This is a genomic window from Rhizobium sp. SG_E_25_P2, from assembly GCF_029892285.1.
Classification (GTDB): Bacteria; Pseudomonadota; Alphaproteobacteria; order Rhizobiales; family Rhizobiaceae; genus Rhizobium_E.
Window position 1 is genome coordinate 100,820 of the sequence record NZ_JARXVM010000016.1, and the last position, 12,882, is coordinate 113,701.

A 12,882-nucleotide genomic window follows, 5' to 3' on the forward strand; every position below is an offset into this window, starting at 1 on the left:
GTCAGTTTCCCTGCGTCTTGGCGTCCGTCGGCTCGCCCGCGTTTCCGCGCGACGCCGGCATGAGCACTCTGAAAATCGTCTTGTTGTTCTGGCGGTCGCATTCGACGATGCCGCCATGGCCGCCGATGATCTTGGCGACCAGTGCGAGACCCAGGCCGGAGCCATTGGTCTTGGTGGTGATGAACGGGTCGAACAGATGCGGCACGAGATCTTCGGGAACGCCCGGCCCGTTGTCGACCACGCAGAATTCCAGCGGCAGCGAAATCTTCTCCCGCGTGCCGGCCACCGACATGCGAATACCCGGACGGTAGGCGGTGGTCAGCGTGATCTCGGCGTCGGGCCGGTCGGCCACCGCTTCCGTGGCGTTCTTGATCAGATTGAGGAACACCTGGATCAGCTGGTCGCGATTGGCGTGCACCGGCGGCAGCGAAGGGTCGTAATTCTCGCTGATCTTGACGTTGCGTGCGAAGCCCGCTTTGGCAACCGCTTTCACATGGTCGAGAATCGAATGGATGTTGACCGGCGCCCGATCGACCGGCCGCTCGTCGGAGAACACTTCCATCCGGTCGACCAGCGAAACGATTCGGTCGGTTTCCTCGCAGATCAATTGCGTCAGCGCCCGGTCCTCGTCGCTGACATTGGTCTCAAGCAGCTGCGCCGCGCCGCGAATGCCGGAGAGCGGATTCTTGATCTCATGCGCCAGCATCGAGGCCAGCCCGGTCACCGAGCGGGCGGCGGCGCGATGGGTCAGCTGCCGATCGATCTTGTCGGCCATGCTGCGTTCCTGAAACACGATGACCACCGAGCCCGAATTGGTCAGATCCGGCGCGACATAGATATCGACGAGCTTGTCGGAGCCGAGCCGCGGCGAGCTGAGATCGACGCGATATTCGTTGACCGGCGCGCGGCGCTCGCGCACCTGCTCGATCAGCGCCAGAAGCGGGCTGCCGAACGGGATATAGGCATAGATCGTGTGCCGGGCCAGATAGGAAGCGCTGGCGCCGAAAAAGGCTTCGGCCTCCCAATTGGCGAAACGGATATAGCCATCCTCATCCACCAGGATCACGGCGTTCTGGATGGCGTTGAGCACCGCCATGGCGATTTCATTCACGGCTGCAGGGCCTTTCTTCTTGTTGTCGCCCGTCATCACGCAGCCTCGCTTGTTTGCGGCGTCGACCAGTCTCCGTCGAAGGCGGCTTGCATCAGCGCAGCCGCGTCTTCGGGCGACCGGGAGGTCAGGATCTGCTGGCGAAGCGCGATCGGCGCTCCGGGCGCGGCGTGATCGAGATACCAGCCGAGATGTTTGCGGGCGTGACGAAGCCCCGGCTCGCGGCCATAAAAATCAAGCATCATGGCGTAATGGCGGGCGAAGATCGTCTTGATCTCGGAGATATCGGGCTCGGCGCGGGCGCCGGCCAGCACGCCCGGCAGCCAGGGCCGCCCTTGCGCGCCGCGGCCGATCATCACCGCATCGGCGCCGGAAGCGGCCAGAATGCCGGCGATGTCGTCGCGCGAGCGCACGTCGCCATTGGCGACCAGCGGAATGGAGATCGCCTCGCGCACCCGGGCGATCTTGCCCCAGTCGGCGCGGCCTTCATAAAACTGCATGCGGGTGCGGCCATGCACGGTGATCATGCCGACGCCAAGCGCTTCGGCGGCCCGCGCAAGCTCCGGCGCATTCAGCGACTGATCGTCCCAGCCGAGCCGCATCTTGACGCTGACCGGAACCTTGACCGCCTCGACCACGGCTTTGATGATGGCGAGCGCCAGTTCGGGCTCGCGCATCAGCGCCGAACCCGAGAGACCGCCGATCACCTTCTTGGCCGGGCAGCCCATATTGATGTCGATCATGTCGGCGCCATGCGCCTCGGCGATCCGCGCGCCTTCGGCCATGAAATGCGGATCGCGGCCCGCCAGCTGCACGATATGCGGATCGATGCCGGAATTGCTGAGCCGTGACCATGATTCGGCCGCGTTGTGAACCAGTTCCCGGCTCGCCACCATCTCCGTCACCACGAAGCCGGCACCGAATTCATGCGCGAGCTGTCGGAACGGCAGATCGGTCACGCCGGACATCGGCGCCAGCGCGATCCGGTTGCGAAAGGCGACAGGGCCGATCTGAAGAGGCGTGGACATCACGTCGATCGTCAAATGATTATCTTTCGGGCAAGGCCAGTGTGTGCTTGATTTTTAGCCATATTGCAGCAACTTGCCAAGAGAAATCGACTCGCGCCCAAAAATTATGCGCCGCATAATCGGAGCCCCTATATGGCGAACGCGCGAGCGCCTATACACCGCGCAATGCTACTATCCAATGACACAAGCTGAAACAATATGAGGCAGACGCAATCCATGACTTTAGGCGTGCTGATCGTGGCCGCCGGCCGCGGCGAACGCGCGGGCGGATTGACCGAGGGGCCGAAACAATATCGCCTGATCGGCGGTCGCCCGGTTCTCGCCCATACGATCGACGCCTTCCTGTCCTGGCCGGGCTGCGGTCCGGTCATGGTGGTCATTCATCCCGATGATGCCGATCTCTATGAAACCATGGCGAAAAGCACCTCCGCGCCAGACAGGCTGTCCCAGGCTTTCGGCGCCGCCACGCGCCAGACATCGGTGCTGGCGGGGCTCGAAGCCATGGTCGAGCTCGGCGTCAGCCATGTGATGATCCAGGACGGCGTCCGGCCCTTCGCGGGCCATAAATTGTTCGAGCGAATCGCCGCCGCGCTCAGGGCCGGCGACCGCGCGGTGCTGCCAGCAACCCAGGTCGCCGATACGCTGAAGCGCGGCGCGCCCGATGGCTTCGTGGCCGACACCGTCTCGCGCGACGGGCTTTATGCGGCCCAGACGCCGCAGAGCTTCGATTTCGCCTTTATTCTCGACGCCCATCGCCGCGCCGCGGCTGCGGGCGTGACGACGCTCACCGACGACGCGGCGATCGCCGAATGGGCGGGCGCGCCGGTGCGCCTGGTGGAAGGCGATCGCGACAATGTGAAACTCACGCTGAAGGCGGATATAGACATGGCGGACAGAATGCTCGCACAGACCACGCTTCCCGATATTCGCACCGGCAACGGCTACGATGTCCATCAACTGATTCCTGGCGACGGCGTGACGCTGTGCGGAATCAGGATCCCGCATGATTTCACGCTCAAAGGCCATTCCGACGCCGATGTCGCGCTGCATGCGCTGACCGACGCGCTGCTGGCCACCTGCGGCGCCGGCGATATCGGCGATCACTTTCCGCCGTCTGATCCGCAATGGCGCGGCGCGGCGTCGCGCATCTTCCTCGAGCATGCCGCAAAAATCGTCCGCGACCATGGCGGGACCATCATGAACGCCGACATCTCTCTGATCGCCGAAGCGCCCAAGATAGGTCCGCACAGGCAAGACATGCGACAATTCCTGTCGGACTGTCTCGGCATCGAGCTGGAGCGCTGCTCGGTCAAGGCGACCACCAATGAGAAGATCGGTTTTATCGGCCGCGGCGAAGGGATCGCGGCCATCGCCACCGCGACGGTGGCATTCGGGAGACGATAATGTTCGAAAAGGAAATTCTGGCGCTGGCGCGCGAGGTGGTTGAGCTCTGCACCGAAAAGAATGTGATGGTGTCGACGGCCGAATCCTGCACCGGCGGTCTGGTGGCCGCCGCGATTACGGCGATTCCCGGCTCCTCACAGGTTATGGAGCGCGGCTTCGTGACCTATTCGGACAAGGCCAAATGCGAGATGCTGGGCGTCATGCCGATCACGCTGCGCCAATATGGGGCTGTTTCCAAGGATGTGGCGCTGGAAATGGCGCATGGCGCCATGTCTCGCTCGGAAGGCGGCATCGCCATCTCCACCACCGGCATCGCCGGTCCCGACGGCGGCTCGACCGGCAAACCTGTTGGCCTCGTCCATTTCGGCGGACGTCATTACAAGGGCAAGCTCATTCACCGCGAAATGCGCTTCGGCGATATCGGTCGCGAGGCGATTCGTCTGGCTTCCGTGGAAGTGGCGCTGGAAATGATCGTCGAACTCGCCAAGCTTGGCTGAACAGGATTGGTCGGCGCCCAGCGGCGCCGTCATCCCTCAGGCGCGCGGATAGATCTGGTCCGCGCGCTTCTCAAAGGCTTCCGCGAACATGCGGAAGGCGCGGTCGAACATCGACCCCATCAGCGCGCCGAGAATCCGGCTCTTGAATTCGTAATCTATGAAAAACCTGACCTCGCAACGGCCGCCGTCGAGATCGACGAATCGCCAGACATTGTCGAGATATTTGAACGGCCCATCGATATATTTCACCTCGATCGCGAGATCGTCGGGCTTGAGCAGCACCTGGGTGGCGAATGTCTCGCGGATGGCCTTGTAGCCGACGGTCATATCCGCCACGAGCAGCGACTTGCCGTCGCGCTCCTTGCGGCTGCGCACGGTCAGCCCTTCGCAGAGCGGCAGGAATTGCGGATAGGCTTCGACATCGGCCACCAGCGCAAACATTTCGCGGGCGGTGTGATTAACAATGCGGGTGGTTTCGTGTTGGGGCATGTGGCTTTATTCGTCATGTTGCGGCGCGGATGCCGGAACGACATGCTGGGCCATGATCGGCATTTAAGCCCGACGCTCCCGGCGCACAAGCCCTGCGCGACCAAGACACATCTCTCCGACAAAGAGCAGAAGAGCTATCATCGCATCTAGCCACAACGACTTTAAGAAGAGAAATGGCGCGAGTGACGGGGCTCGAACCCGCGACCTCCGGCGTGACAGGCCGGCACTCTAACCGACTGAGCTACACCCGCGCTTTGTTCCGTTCAGCGTCTCCGCCGTTCGTGAAGCGGTGTCTAAGGCTCCCAAGGCAAAGTGTCAAGCGCGGCTTGCAAGTTTTTTGCCGGATTTCGCATTTTTCCAAACTGGATGAGAAAAACCCGCCAAACCGTTGATTCCAAAACGACAAAAGACGCCACAAGGGCGTCTTCTAAAGTTGTCTTTTCATTTTCTGGAAGGAAAATGGCGCGAGTGACGGGGCTCGAACCCGCGACCTCCGGCGTGACAGGCCGGCACTCTAACCGACTGAGCTACACCCGCGCTTTGTTCCGTTCGGCGTGTTGTCCGCCGTTCGTGAGGCGGTGTCTAAGGCGAGGCGCGTCCAGTGTCAAGCAGCTTTTGTGACAAAATGACGGCAGGCGCCGGACCCCCTGAAACTCCCGGCGCGGCGTCTGTGGACGCCTGCCCGCCTCGTCCCGCTCACTCCTGCCGCAGACGGGATTTGACCGAATCCGTATCCGCGCCGAGTCGCGGCGCGCCTTTGTCCAGCGCCAGTTCGGAGCGCGAAAAGCGGATCGGCGTCCGGATTCCCGGCGCGCCCTCCGGCTCGATCTTCATGCCGCGATGGATGAATTGCGGATCGGAGAAGACATCGGCGACGCTGTTGATCGGGCCCGCCGGCACGCCTTCCTTTTCCAGGAGCGCCAGGAGATCGTCGCGACGGAAGGTCAGCGTCCTCTCCTCCATGATCCGGCTGAGCTCGAGGCGGTTGCCGACGCGGGCCGCATTGGTGGCGAAGCGGGAATCGCCCGCCAGCTCCGCCAGTCCCAGAATCGCCGCAAGCCGCCCGAACTGGGAATCATTGCCGCAGGCGACGATCAGATGCCCATCCGCCACGGGAAATGTCTGATACGGCGCGATATTCGGATGCGCATTGCCCATGCGGCGCGGCGAGACGCCGGAGGCCAGAAAATTCATCGCCTGATTCGCCAGCACCCCGGTCATGCAGTCGAACAGCGCCATGTCGATATGCTGGCCCTCTCCCGTGCGCTGCCGTTCGATCAAAGCGGCCTGGATCGCCACCACCGAATAAAGCCCGGTGAAGATATCGGCAAAAGCGACGCCGATCTTCTGCGGCTCTCCATCCGGCGCGCCGGTCAGATCCATGATGCCGCCCATGCCCTGGATCATGAAGTCATAGCCAGCCCGCGGCGCGTAAGGACCGTCCTGCCCGAATCCGGTGATCGAGCAATAGATCAGCTTCGGATTGATCGCTCTGAGGCTCTCATAGTCCAGACCATATTTTTTGAGCCCGCCAAGCTTGAAATTCTCGATCAGCACATCGGCGCGCTTGGCGAGCGCGATCACGAAATCGCGGCCTTCCTCGGTGGTGAAATCCGCCGTCACCGATTGCTTGCCCCGGTTGGCGGCGTGGAAATAGGCCGCCGCCTTCTCGCCGTCCTTTTCGATATAGGGCGGGCCCCAGCGTCTTGTGTCGTCGCCTTCGGGACTTTCCACCTTCACCACCTCCGCGCCGAGATCGGCGAGCGTCTGGCCGCACCAGGGGCCGGCGAGGATTCGGGCGAGTTCGAGCACCTTCACGCCGTGAAGCGGGCTGTTAGCGGTCATGCGAGCATCCTGTCTGTCATTTTCACTCGCCATCATCGTCTCAGGCGCGCGCTGCCGCCACTGATTCTTTCTCCGCCGGCCATCAGCTTTTTCAATAGCGGCGTCACGCTTGTGTCATCCCCCGGTTCTAGGGCAGGTTTCCCGCCCGCGTCCCAGAATGAGGAATTGAGCCATGCGTTACGCCGTCTACTTCGCCCCTGCGCTGGATCATCCGTTGACCCTGCTCGCCAATGCCTGGCTCGGTCGCGACGCGGCCTCCGGCGAAGATCTGCCTCAAGTCGCCATAAATGGCGTCACCAGAGAGGAACTGACCGAACTGACCGCCGATCCGCGCCGCTACGGCTTTCACGCCACGCTGAAAGCGCCCTTCGAATTGGCGGATGGCGTGAGCGAAGCGGACCTGATCGCCGCCTTTGACGGCTTTGCGGACAGCCGCCAAGCCTTCGCCCTGCCCTGCGTCACACTCGGCCAACTCGGCCCGTTCTTCGCGCTGGTTCCGGCCGAAGATTCGGAAGAGCTCGATTCTCTCGCCGCCGACAGCGTCCGCGCCTTCGAGCCCTTTCGCGCGCCCTTGAGCGAAGCCGACATTCTCCGCCGCAAGCCGGAGAAGCTCAGCCCCAGCGAACGTCACAATCTGCAGACCTGGGGCTACCCTTACGTCTTCGAGGATTTTCGATTCCACATGACACTGACCGGCCCCACATTGGACGCCCAGCGCGATGCGCTGAAGACGGCGATCTGCGGCCATTTCGCAGAAATCCTCGACCGCCCTCTCGCGATCGATCATCTGGCGCTCTTCGTGGAAACCGAACGCGGCGCGCCGTTCACCGTGCTGCGCATCAATCAGCTCCGGTCCTAAACCTCTGATCTGAAAAGAGCTTTCTCGCCATACCCGGCAATTTCGCATTTTTGTGACAAAATCCGACCAAGGGGCTTGCGGAGCTGAATGGCTCCGTCTATATACCCGCTCGCAAGCGCAGTGCGCCCTTCGTCTATCGGTTAGGACACCAGATTTTCATTCTGGGAAGAGGGGTTCGACTCCCCTAGGGCGTGCCACTTGCTCTTCAAGAAAACCGCCTCCGGGCGGTTTTTTTGTGCCTTGCGATAAGCTACGCTAAAATTGCGATCTACAGTGATCGCCGTTGGCCGAAGCGCCAACCCCTTGCCAATCTCCCCCCTTGAGGGGGAGATGTCCGGCAGGAAAGAGGGGGGTGGCTCCTTCCTCGACGCTGTCCACCCTGTCCTCATTTTTCTTGTCCACACCCGCAAAAAACCTCTTGCGCGAAATCCGTCCTCTGCCTATAAGCCCGCTCGCAAGCGCAGTGCGCCCTTCGTCTATCGGTTAGGACACCAGATTTTCATTCTGGGAAGAGGGGTTCGACTCCCCTAGGGCGTGCCACTTGCTCTCTCGAAAAGCCGCCCTCCGGGCGGTTTTTTCGTTTCCGGCTCCCCCTCTCATCCCGTTGAAAAAAATCGCGAAAAGCCGAAAAAACCGCTTGCGGGAATCGGCGCCTCCCCCTAGAAAGCCCTCACCGAAGCGCACGCGCCCTTCGTCTATCGGTTAGGACACCAGATTTTCATTCTGGGAAGAGGGGTTCGACTCCCCTAGGGCGTGCCACTTCTGTTTTTCTCCACAGTTCGCAACAGACCTTCCAAGCGTGTATCTGCTTGCACAGTGGCGTGCGTCGGCTCAGCGCAGGGAACTTTTTCACCAGCCGGGCGATTTATCCGCGAAAGGAGATCGCCGATGTCATTTCATTTCAAAGCGTTTGAAATCCTTGAGGCGCTTGGTCTGGTCCAGAAGCATTCCGAACAGCAGCCGATGACACATGAACTCAACGGCGAGGAAAACCTGCTTCTGATGTGTTATCGTTCGGGCCAGATCGAGGAATGGGCCTGGGAGCAGCATCGGTCCGAGCACCCGCGTCTCGCTGCGCATCAATCCCGTGCCGAATAGCCATCAAGGAATCAGCAATACTGACTGATGAGAGACTGCAGGCCGTCATAACGCTCCGCCGCCGCCGCATGGCGTGATCACGCCTTCGCCGCATCCAGGATCCGGAACTGAATCCGTCGCGTTCCCTGCCAGAAATCGCCCGACAGTGTCCCCGCAACATGCAGGTTGTCGCCGCGCGAGCCGGTCAGCAGGCGGCCGAGATCGGTGTCGCCGGCGCGGAAGGCCATGGCGTCGAGGCGGCCGCCGTCGAGTCCCTCCAGCGTCACCTTGATGTGGTTGGTTCCGACGAATCGGCTGTCCTTCACCCGGTGCATCGGCAGCGCGAAAATCGGCTGTGAATGGCCCGAGCCGTAAGGCCCCGCAGCCTCAAGCTGATCGACGAGATCGAATGTCGCCCCACTCGCCCCGAGCGCGCCATCGATCTTGAGCACGCGATTGGCGGTCAACGTCGAGACGGTATCGCGCGCGGTATCCTCGAAGAAGGCCCTGAGCGCGCCCAATTTCGATCGTTCGACTGTCAGCCCCGCCGCCATGGCGTGACCGCCGCCTTTGACGAGCAGGCCCTGGTCCACGGCGGCGCGCACCATCTTGCCCATGTCGAAACCGTTGATCGAGCGGCCCGAGCCGGTGCCCTTGCCCGAGGGATCGAGCGCGATGGCGAAGGCAGGCCGGTTGAATTTTTCCTTCAGCCTTGCAGCGATCAGCCCGACGATGCCCGGATGCCAGTTTTCCCGCGCCGTGACGATGACAGGCGTCCCCTCGCCCGTCCCATAGTCTGCGAGCGCTTCGGCCTCGGCTTCGGCCAGCATCGCCTGCTCCATGGCCTGGCGCTCGCGGTTGAGTTCGTCGAGCTTGGCGGCAATCTCGGCGGCGTGGCCCGCATCTTCAAGCGTCAGCAGGCGCGAACCGAGCGCAGCGTCGCCGATTCGCCCGCCGGCATTGATTCGCGGCCCGATCAGAAAACCGAGATGATAAGGAGTGACCGGCCCGCCGACGCCGGCTTTGGCGAACAGCGCGGCCAGCCCCGGATTCTGCTGATGCCGGGCGGCGATCAGGCCTTTCACCACATAGGCGCGATTGAGCCCCTTGAGCGGCACCACATCACAGACGGTGGCGAGCGCCACGAGATCGAGCAGCGCGAGCAGATCGAGGCTTGCGGCGCGCGGATCGCGGCGCTCGCGCATCAGTCGATGCAGCGCCGCCATGACGAGAAAGACGACGCCCGCCGCACACAGATGGCCCTGCCCCGACAGATCGTCCTCGCGATTGGGATTGACCAGCGCATGGCAATCCGGCAGCGCATGCCCCACCTGGTGATGGTCGATCACCACCACGTCGATGCCGCGTTCATGCGCGACCTTCAGCGCCTCGATGCTGGTCGAGCCGCAATCCACAGTGACGATGAGTTTTGCGCCGTCGTCGATCAGCTTGCCGATCGCGCCGGGATTGGGGCCGTAGCCTTCGAAAATCCGGTCGGGAATATAGATCGTCGCGTCAATGCCGAAGTGAAACAGCACGCGATGCAACAGCGCCGCCGAGGCCGCGCCGTCGACATCGTAATCGCCGAAGATGGCGACATGTTCGCGCCGCTCGATCGCGCGCGCGATCCGCTCCGCCGCCGGTCGGCAATCGGTCAGCGTGAAGGGATCGGGCATGAGCGAACGGATGGTCGGCTCAAGAAAAGCCGGCGCTTCGTCAAGCCCGACGCTGCGCCCGGCCAGCACCCGGCAGATCAGTTCGGGTATGCCGTGCTGCTGGCTCATCGCCAGCGCGCGATTGAGCCCGGCCTGGTCGAGTCTGGATACCCAGCGCTGGCCGCTGACGGAGCGCTCGACGCCAAGAAAGGCGCGGTCGACAGGATCGGCGGGCTCAAACATCGTCACATCATTCCCTTGCGCTTCCATGGCTGCGGCGCAAGGGATGTTGACGGCATCCCGGCGTCACGCCGCCTTCGGCCGTTCGATGCGGATCACCTGCGGCTTGCCGATCAGATAGCCCTCGGTCTCGATCGTATCAACCGCCTTGCGCACGGAGGATTCGGTGGTGGCGTGGGTCACGAGGATGATTGTCTTGCGATCGTCGCCTTCGGTCGCCGCCTGCGGGCGCTGCACGATCGATTCGAGCGAAATGGCGTTTTCGGCCATACGCGTGGCGATGCTGGCGAACACGCCGGCGCGATCCTCCACCGTCAGGCGGATGAAATAGCCGCCCTCATGGCTCTGCATTTCCCCGCGAACATACGTATCGAGCGATGCCGCCGGCCGTCCAAGGCTGGGAACCAGCTGCGCGCCGGGCCGGCTCTTGGCGATGTCGGCGATATCGCCCATCACGGCGGACGCTGTGGCGTTGCCGCCGGCGCCGGGGCCGACCATCAGGAGTTCGCCCAGCACATCCGATTCGATCGCCACCGCATTGGTGACGCCGTCGACCTGGGCGATCACCGAATCCTGCGGCACCATGGTCGGATGCACGCGCTGCTCGATGCCGGTGGCGGTCTTCTGCGCTACGCCGAGCAGCTTGATCCGGTAGCCGAGATCACGCGCCGCCAGGATGTCCTCGAGCGAGATATTGGTGATGCCTTCGAGATAGATGTCGTCAGCGGCGATCTTGGTCCCGAAAGCCAGCGTGGTCAGGATCGACAGCTTGTGCGCCGTGTCGTTGCCCTCGATGTCGAAAGCCGGATCGGCCTCGGCGTAACCGAGACGCTGCGCTTCCTTGAGGCAGGCCTCGAACGACAGGCCCTCTTTCTCCATCCGGGTCAGGATGTAATTGCAGGTGCCGTTCATGATGCCATAGATGCGGCTGACCGTATTGCCGGTCAGCGATTCCCTGAGCGCCTTGATCACCGGAATGCCGCCGGCCACCGCCGCCTCGAAATTCAGGATCACGCCTTTTTCTTCGGCGAGTGCTGCGAGTTCCACGCCATGCTTGGCGAGCAACGCCTTGTTGGCGGTCACCACATGCAGGCCGCGATTGAGCGCGGTTTTGACAGCGGTATAGGCCGGATCGCCGGCGCCGCCCATCAGTTCGACGAACACGTCGATATCGGCTTCGGCAGCCATGCTCACGGCATTGTCGAACCAGGGCGTCGCGGTGATGTCGATGCCGCGATCGGCGCTGCGATTGCGGGCGGAAACCGCCGTGACGCTGATATCGCGGCCGCAGGCCACCGACAACATCGTGTGGCGCTCACCGAGAATGCGAAACAGGGAAGCGCCGACGGTTCCCAGTCCTGCAATGCCGATCTTCAGGGCATCAGCCATAGTATCATTCCTGTATTGTCTTGATCATTCAGCCGGCGGATTTGAGCGCCACGACATTGTGCAGCGTCTCGTCGGCCGTGCCGAGAAATTTCTTGATATTGCGGGCCGCCTGACGAATGCGGTGCTCGTTCTCCACCAGGGCGAGGCGAACATAGTCATCGCCATGCTCGCCAAAGCCGATGCCGGGGGCTACCGCCACATCGGCTTTCTCGATCAGGAGCTTGGCGAATTCCAGGCTGCCGAGATGGCGGAATTTCTCCGGCACCGGCGCCCAGGCGAACATCGAGGCGGAAGGCGGCGGGATCTCCCAGCCGGCGCGGCCGAAGCTTTCGACCATCACGTCGCGGCGACGCTTATAGGTCTGGCGCACCTCATCGATATGCTGGTCGAGATCGGGATCGTTGAGCGCTGCGGCGGCGGCCACCTGGATCGGCGTAAACGCGCCGTAATCGAGATAGGACTTCACCCGCGTCAGCGCCGAGATCAGCCGGTCATTGCCGACCGCAAAGCCCATGCGCCAGCCGGCCATGGAAAAAGTCTTGGACATCGAGGTGAATTCGACCGCGACATCCATCGCGCCCGGCACCTGCAGCACAGACGGCGTCGGCTTGCCGTCGAAATAGATTTCCGAATAAGCGAGATCCGAGAGCACATAGACGCCGTGCTTCTTGGCGAAGGCCACCACGTCCTTGTAGAAATCCAGCTCCACCACCGTCGCCGTCGGGTTGGACGGGTAGCACAGGATCATCGCGATCGGCTTGGGGATAGAATGGGCCACCGCGCGTTCAAGCGCGCGGAAGAATTCCTCGTTAGGCTCGACCGGAATAGAGCGGATCACGCCGCCCACCATCAGGAAGCCGAAGGCGTGGATCGGATAGGACGGGTTCGGGCACAGCACCACGTCGCCGGGCGCCGTGATGGCCTGCGCCATATTGGCGAAGCCTTCCTTGGAGCCGAGCGTGGCCACGACCTGCGTGTCGGGATTGAGCTTCACGCCGAAGCGGCGCTCATAATAATTGGCCTGGGCGCGGCGCAGGCCGGGAATGCCCTTGGACGAGGAATAGCCATGCGTATCAGGCCGCTGCACGGTCTCGATCAGCTTGTCGACGATGAATTTGTTGGTCGGAAGATCCGGGTTGCCCATGCCGAGATCGACAATGTCGGCGCCGCCGGCTCGGGCCGCCGCCTTGAGGCGATTGACCTGTTCGAACACGTAGGGCGGAAGGCGCCGGACCTTGTGAAACTCTTCCATGGTTGTCCTCTTGACCAAAATGCGGCCACGTCATGCCGC

Annotated in this window: 11 protein-coding genes and 5 tRNA genes; 7 read left to right on the top strand and 9 right to left on the bottom strand. The window is 62.6% G+C overall.

The features are described 5' to 3' along the window. Nucleotide 1: 1 nt before the first annotated feature. Entirely contained in the window at nt 2-1,147 is a 1,146-nt protein-coding gene (locus tag M2360_RS20400) for a nitrogen regulation protein NR(II) (RefSeq protein WP_280777181.1), read from the bottom strand. Beyond that, complete coding sequence (gene dusB / locus M2360_RS20405; protein ID WP_280777182.1) at nt 1,147-2,136, bottom strand: tRNA dihydrouridine synthase DusB; 990 nt, start codon at nt 2,134-2,136, stop codon at nt 1,147-1,149. Before dusB ends, M2360_RS20400 begins: the two co-directional genes overlap by 1 nt. 198 nt (nt 2,137-2,334) lie before the next feature. Between dusB and M2360_RS20410 the strand changes: the two genes are divergently transcribed. Both M2360_RS20410 and M2360_RS20415 read left to right on the top strand, forming a co-directional pair. Next, the gene (locus M2360_RS20410; protein WP_280777184.1) at nt 2,335-3,540 is read left to right on the top strand and encodes a bifunctional 2-C-methyl-D-erythritol 4-phosphate cytidylyltransferase/2-C-methyl-D-erythritol 2,4-cyclodiphosphate synthase; all 1,206 of its coding nucleotides are present in this window, start codon (nt 2,335-2,337) and stop codon (nt 3,538-3,540) included. After that, nucleotides 3,540-4,037 (top strand): CinA family protein, encoded by a 498-nt coding sequence (locus tag M2360_RS20415; protein ID WP_280777185.1) that lies wholly within the window; start codon nt 3,540-3,542, stop codon nt 4,035-4,037. Before M2360_RS20410 ends, M2360_RS20415 begins: the two co-directional genes overlap by 1 nt. A gap of 36 nt (nt 4,038-4,073) precedes the next feature. Here the strand turns inward: M2360_RS20415 and M2360_RS20420 are convergent, their stop codons facing one another. The 4 genes from M2360_RS20420 to M2360_RS20435 form a co-directional block, all read right to left on the bottom strand. Further along, nucleotides 4,074-4,526, bottom strand: coding sequence for a type II toxin-antitoxin system RatA family toxin (locus M2360_RS20420; RefSeq protein WP_280777187.1), 453 nt, complete (start codon nt 4,524-4,526; stop codon nt 4,074-4,076). A gap of 174 nt (nt 4,527-4,700) precedes the next feature. Next, nucleotides 4,701-4,777 (bottom strand) — tRNA-Asp (locus M2360_RS20425). Nucleotides 4,778-4,986: 209 nt separating this feature from the next. Beyond that, nucleotides 4,987-5,063, bottom strand: a tRNA-Asp gene (locus tag M2360_RS20430). A gap of 159 nt (nt 5,064-5,222) precedes the next feature. Continuing rightward, nucleotides 5,223-6,371, bottom strand: a complete 1,149-nt coding sequence (locus M2360_RS20435; protein ID WP_280777188.1) for a CaiB/BaiF CoA-transferase family protein — start codon at nt 6,369-6,371, stop codon at nt 5,223-5,225. A 172-nt stretch (nt 6,372-6,543) separates the two neighbouring features. Here M2360_RS20435 and M2360_RS20440 point away from each other — a divergent pair, with 172 nt between their 5' ends. The 5 genes from M2360_RS20440 to M2360_RS20460 all read left to right on the top strand — a co-directional run bounded on the left by M2360_RS20440 (nt 6,544) and on the right by M2360_RS20460 (nt 8,328). Beyond that, a complete protein-coding gene (locus M2360_RS20440; protein ID WP_280777189.1) occupies nt 6,544-7,230 on the top strand; it encodes a DUF1045 domain-containing protein in 687 nt (228 codons plus the stop codon). A 122-nt stretch (nt 7,231-7,352) separates the two neighbouring features. Beyond that, nucleotides 7,353-7,427 (top strand) — tRNA-Glu (locus M2360_RS20445). Nucleotides 7,428-7,695: 268 nt separating this feature from the next. Then, nucleotides 7,696-7,770: transfer RNA gene (locus M2360_RS20450), tRNA-Glu, on the top strand. A 144-nt stretch (nt 7,771-7,914) separates the two neighbouring features. Then, a tRNA-Glu gene (locus M2360_RS20455) sits at nt 7,915-7,989 on the top strand. Between the two features lie 129 nt (nt 7,990-8,118). After that, complete coding sequence (locus tag M2360_RS20460) at nt 8,119-8,328, top strand: hypothetical protein (protein WP_280777190.1); 210 nt, start codon at nt 8,119-8,121, stop codon at nt 8,326-8,328. A 77-nt stretch (nt 8,329-8,405) separates the two neighbouring features. On the opposite strand, the gene recJ is transcribed toward M2360_RS20460, so the two are convergent. The 3 genes from recJ to M2360_RS20475 all read right to left on the bottom strand — a co-directional run bounded on the left by recJ (nt 8,406) and on the right by M2360_RS20475 (nt 12,843). Further along, nucleotides 8,406-10,205, bottom strand: coding sequence for a single-stranded-DNA-specific exonuclease RecJ (recJ, locus tag M2360_RS20465; protein ID WP_280777191.1), 1,800 nt, complete (start codon nt 10,203-10,205; stop codon nt 8,406-8,408). Between the two features lie 63 nt (nt 10,206-10,268). Further along, nucleotides 10,269-11,591: a homoserine dehydrogenase gene (locus M2360_RS20470; protein ID WP_280777192.1), complete on the bottom strand. Its 1,323-nt coding sequence runs from the start codon at nt 11,589-11,591 to the stop codon at nt 10,269-10,271. Between the two features lie 28 nt (nt 11,592-11,619). Continuing rightward, on the bottom strand, nt 11,620-12,843 hold the full coding sequence (locus M2360_RS20475) for an LL-diaminopimelate aminotransferase (RefSeq protein ID WP_280777193.1): 1,224 nt from the start codon (nt 12,841-12,843) through the stop codon (nt 11,620-11,622). Between the last annotated feature and the right edge of the window lie 39 nt (nt 12,844-12,882).

What these genes read in the sequence shown, in the direction of transcription:
- M2360_RS20460 (WP_280777190.1), top strand. Translation starts at nt 8,119, where the DNA reads ATGTCATTTCATTTCAAAGCGTTTGAAATCCTTGAGGCGCTTGGTCTG.
- M2360_RS20435 (WP_280777188.1), bottom strand. Translation starts at nt 6,371, where the DNA reads ATGACCGCTAACAGCCCGCTTCACGGCGTGAAGGTGCTCGAACTCGCC.
- dusB (WP_280777182.1), bottom strand. Translation starts at nt 2,136, where the DNA reads ATGTCCACGCCTCTTCAGATCGGCCCTGTCGCCTTTCGCAACCGGATC.
- M2360_RS20475 (WP_280777193.1), bottom strand. Translation starts at nt 12,843, where the DNA reads ATGGAAGAGTTTCACAAGGTCCGGCGCCTTCCGCCCTACGTGTTCGAA.
- M2360_RS20440 (WP_280777189.1), top strand. Translation starts at nt 6,544, where the DNA reads ATGCGTTACGCCGTCTACTTCGCCCCTGCGCTGGATCATCCGTTGACC.
- M2360_RS20420 (WP_280777187.1), bottom strand. Translation starts at nt 4,526, where the DNA reads ATGCCCCAACACGAAACCACCCGCATTGTTAATCACACCGCCCGCGAA.
- M2360_RS20410 (WP_280777184.1), top strand. Translation starts at nt 2,335, where the DNA reads ATGAGGCAGACGCAATCCATGACTTTAGGCGTGCTGATCGTGGCCGCC.
- recJ (WP_280777191.1), bottom strand. Translation starts at nt 10,205, where the DNA reads ATGTTTGAGCCCGCCGATCCTGTCGACCGCGCCTTTCTTGGCGTCGAG.
- M2360_RS20470 (WP_280777192.1), bottom strand. Translation starts at nt 11,591, where the DNA reads ATGGCTGATGCCCTGAAGATCGGCATTGCAGGACTGGGAACCGTCGGC.
- M2360_RS20415 (WP_280777185.1), top strand. Translation starts at nt 3,540, where the DNA reads ATGTTCGAAAAGGAAATTCTGGCGCTGGCGCGCGAGGTGGTTGAGCTC.
- M2360_RS20400 (WP_280777181.1), bottom strand. Translation starts at nt 1,147, where the DNA reads ATGACGGGCGACAACAAGAAGAAAGGCCCTGCAGCCGTGAATGAAATC.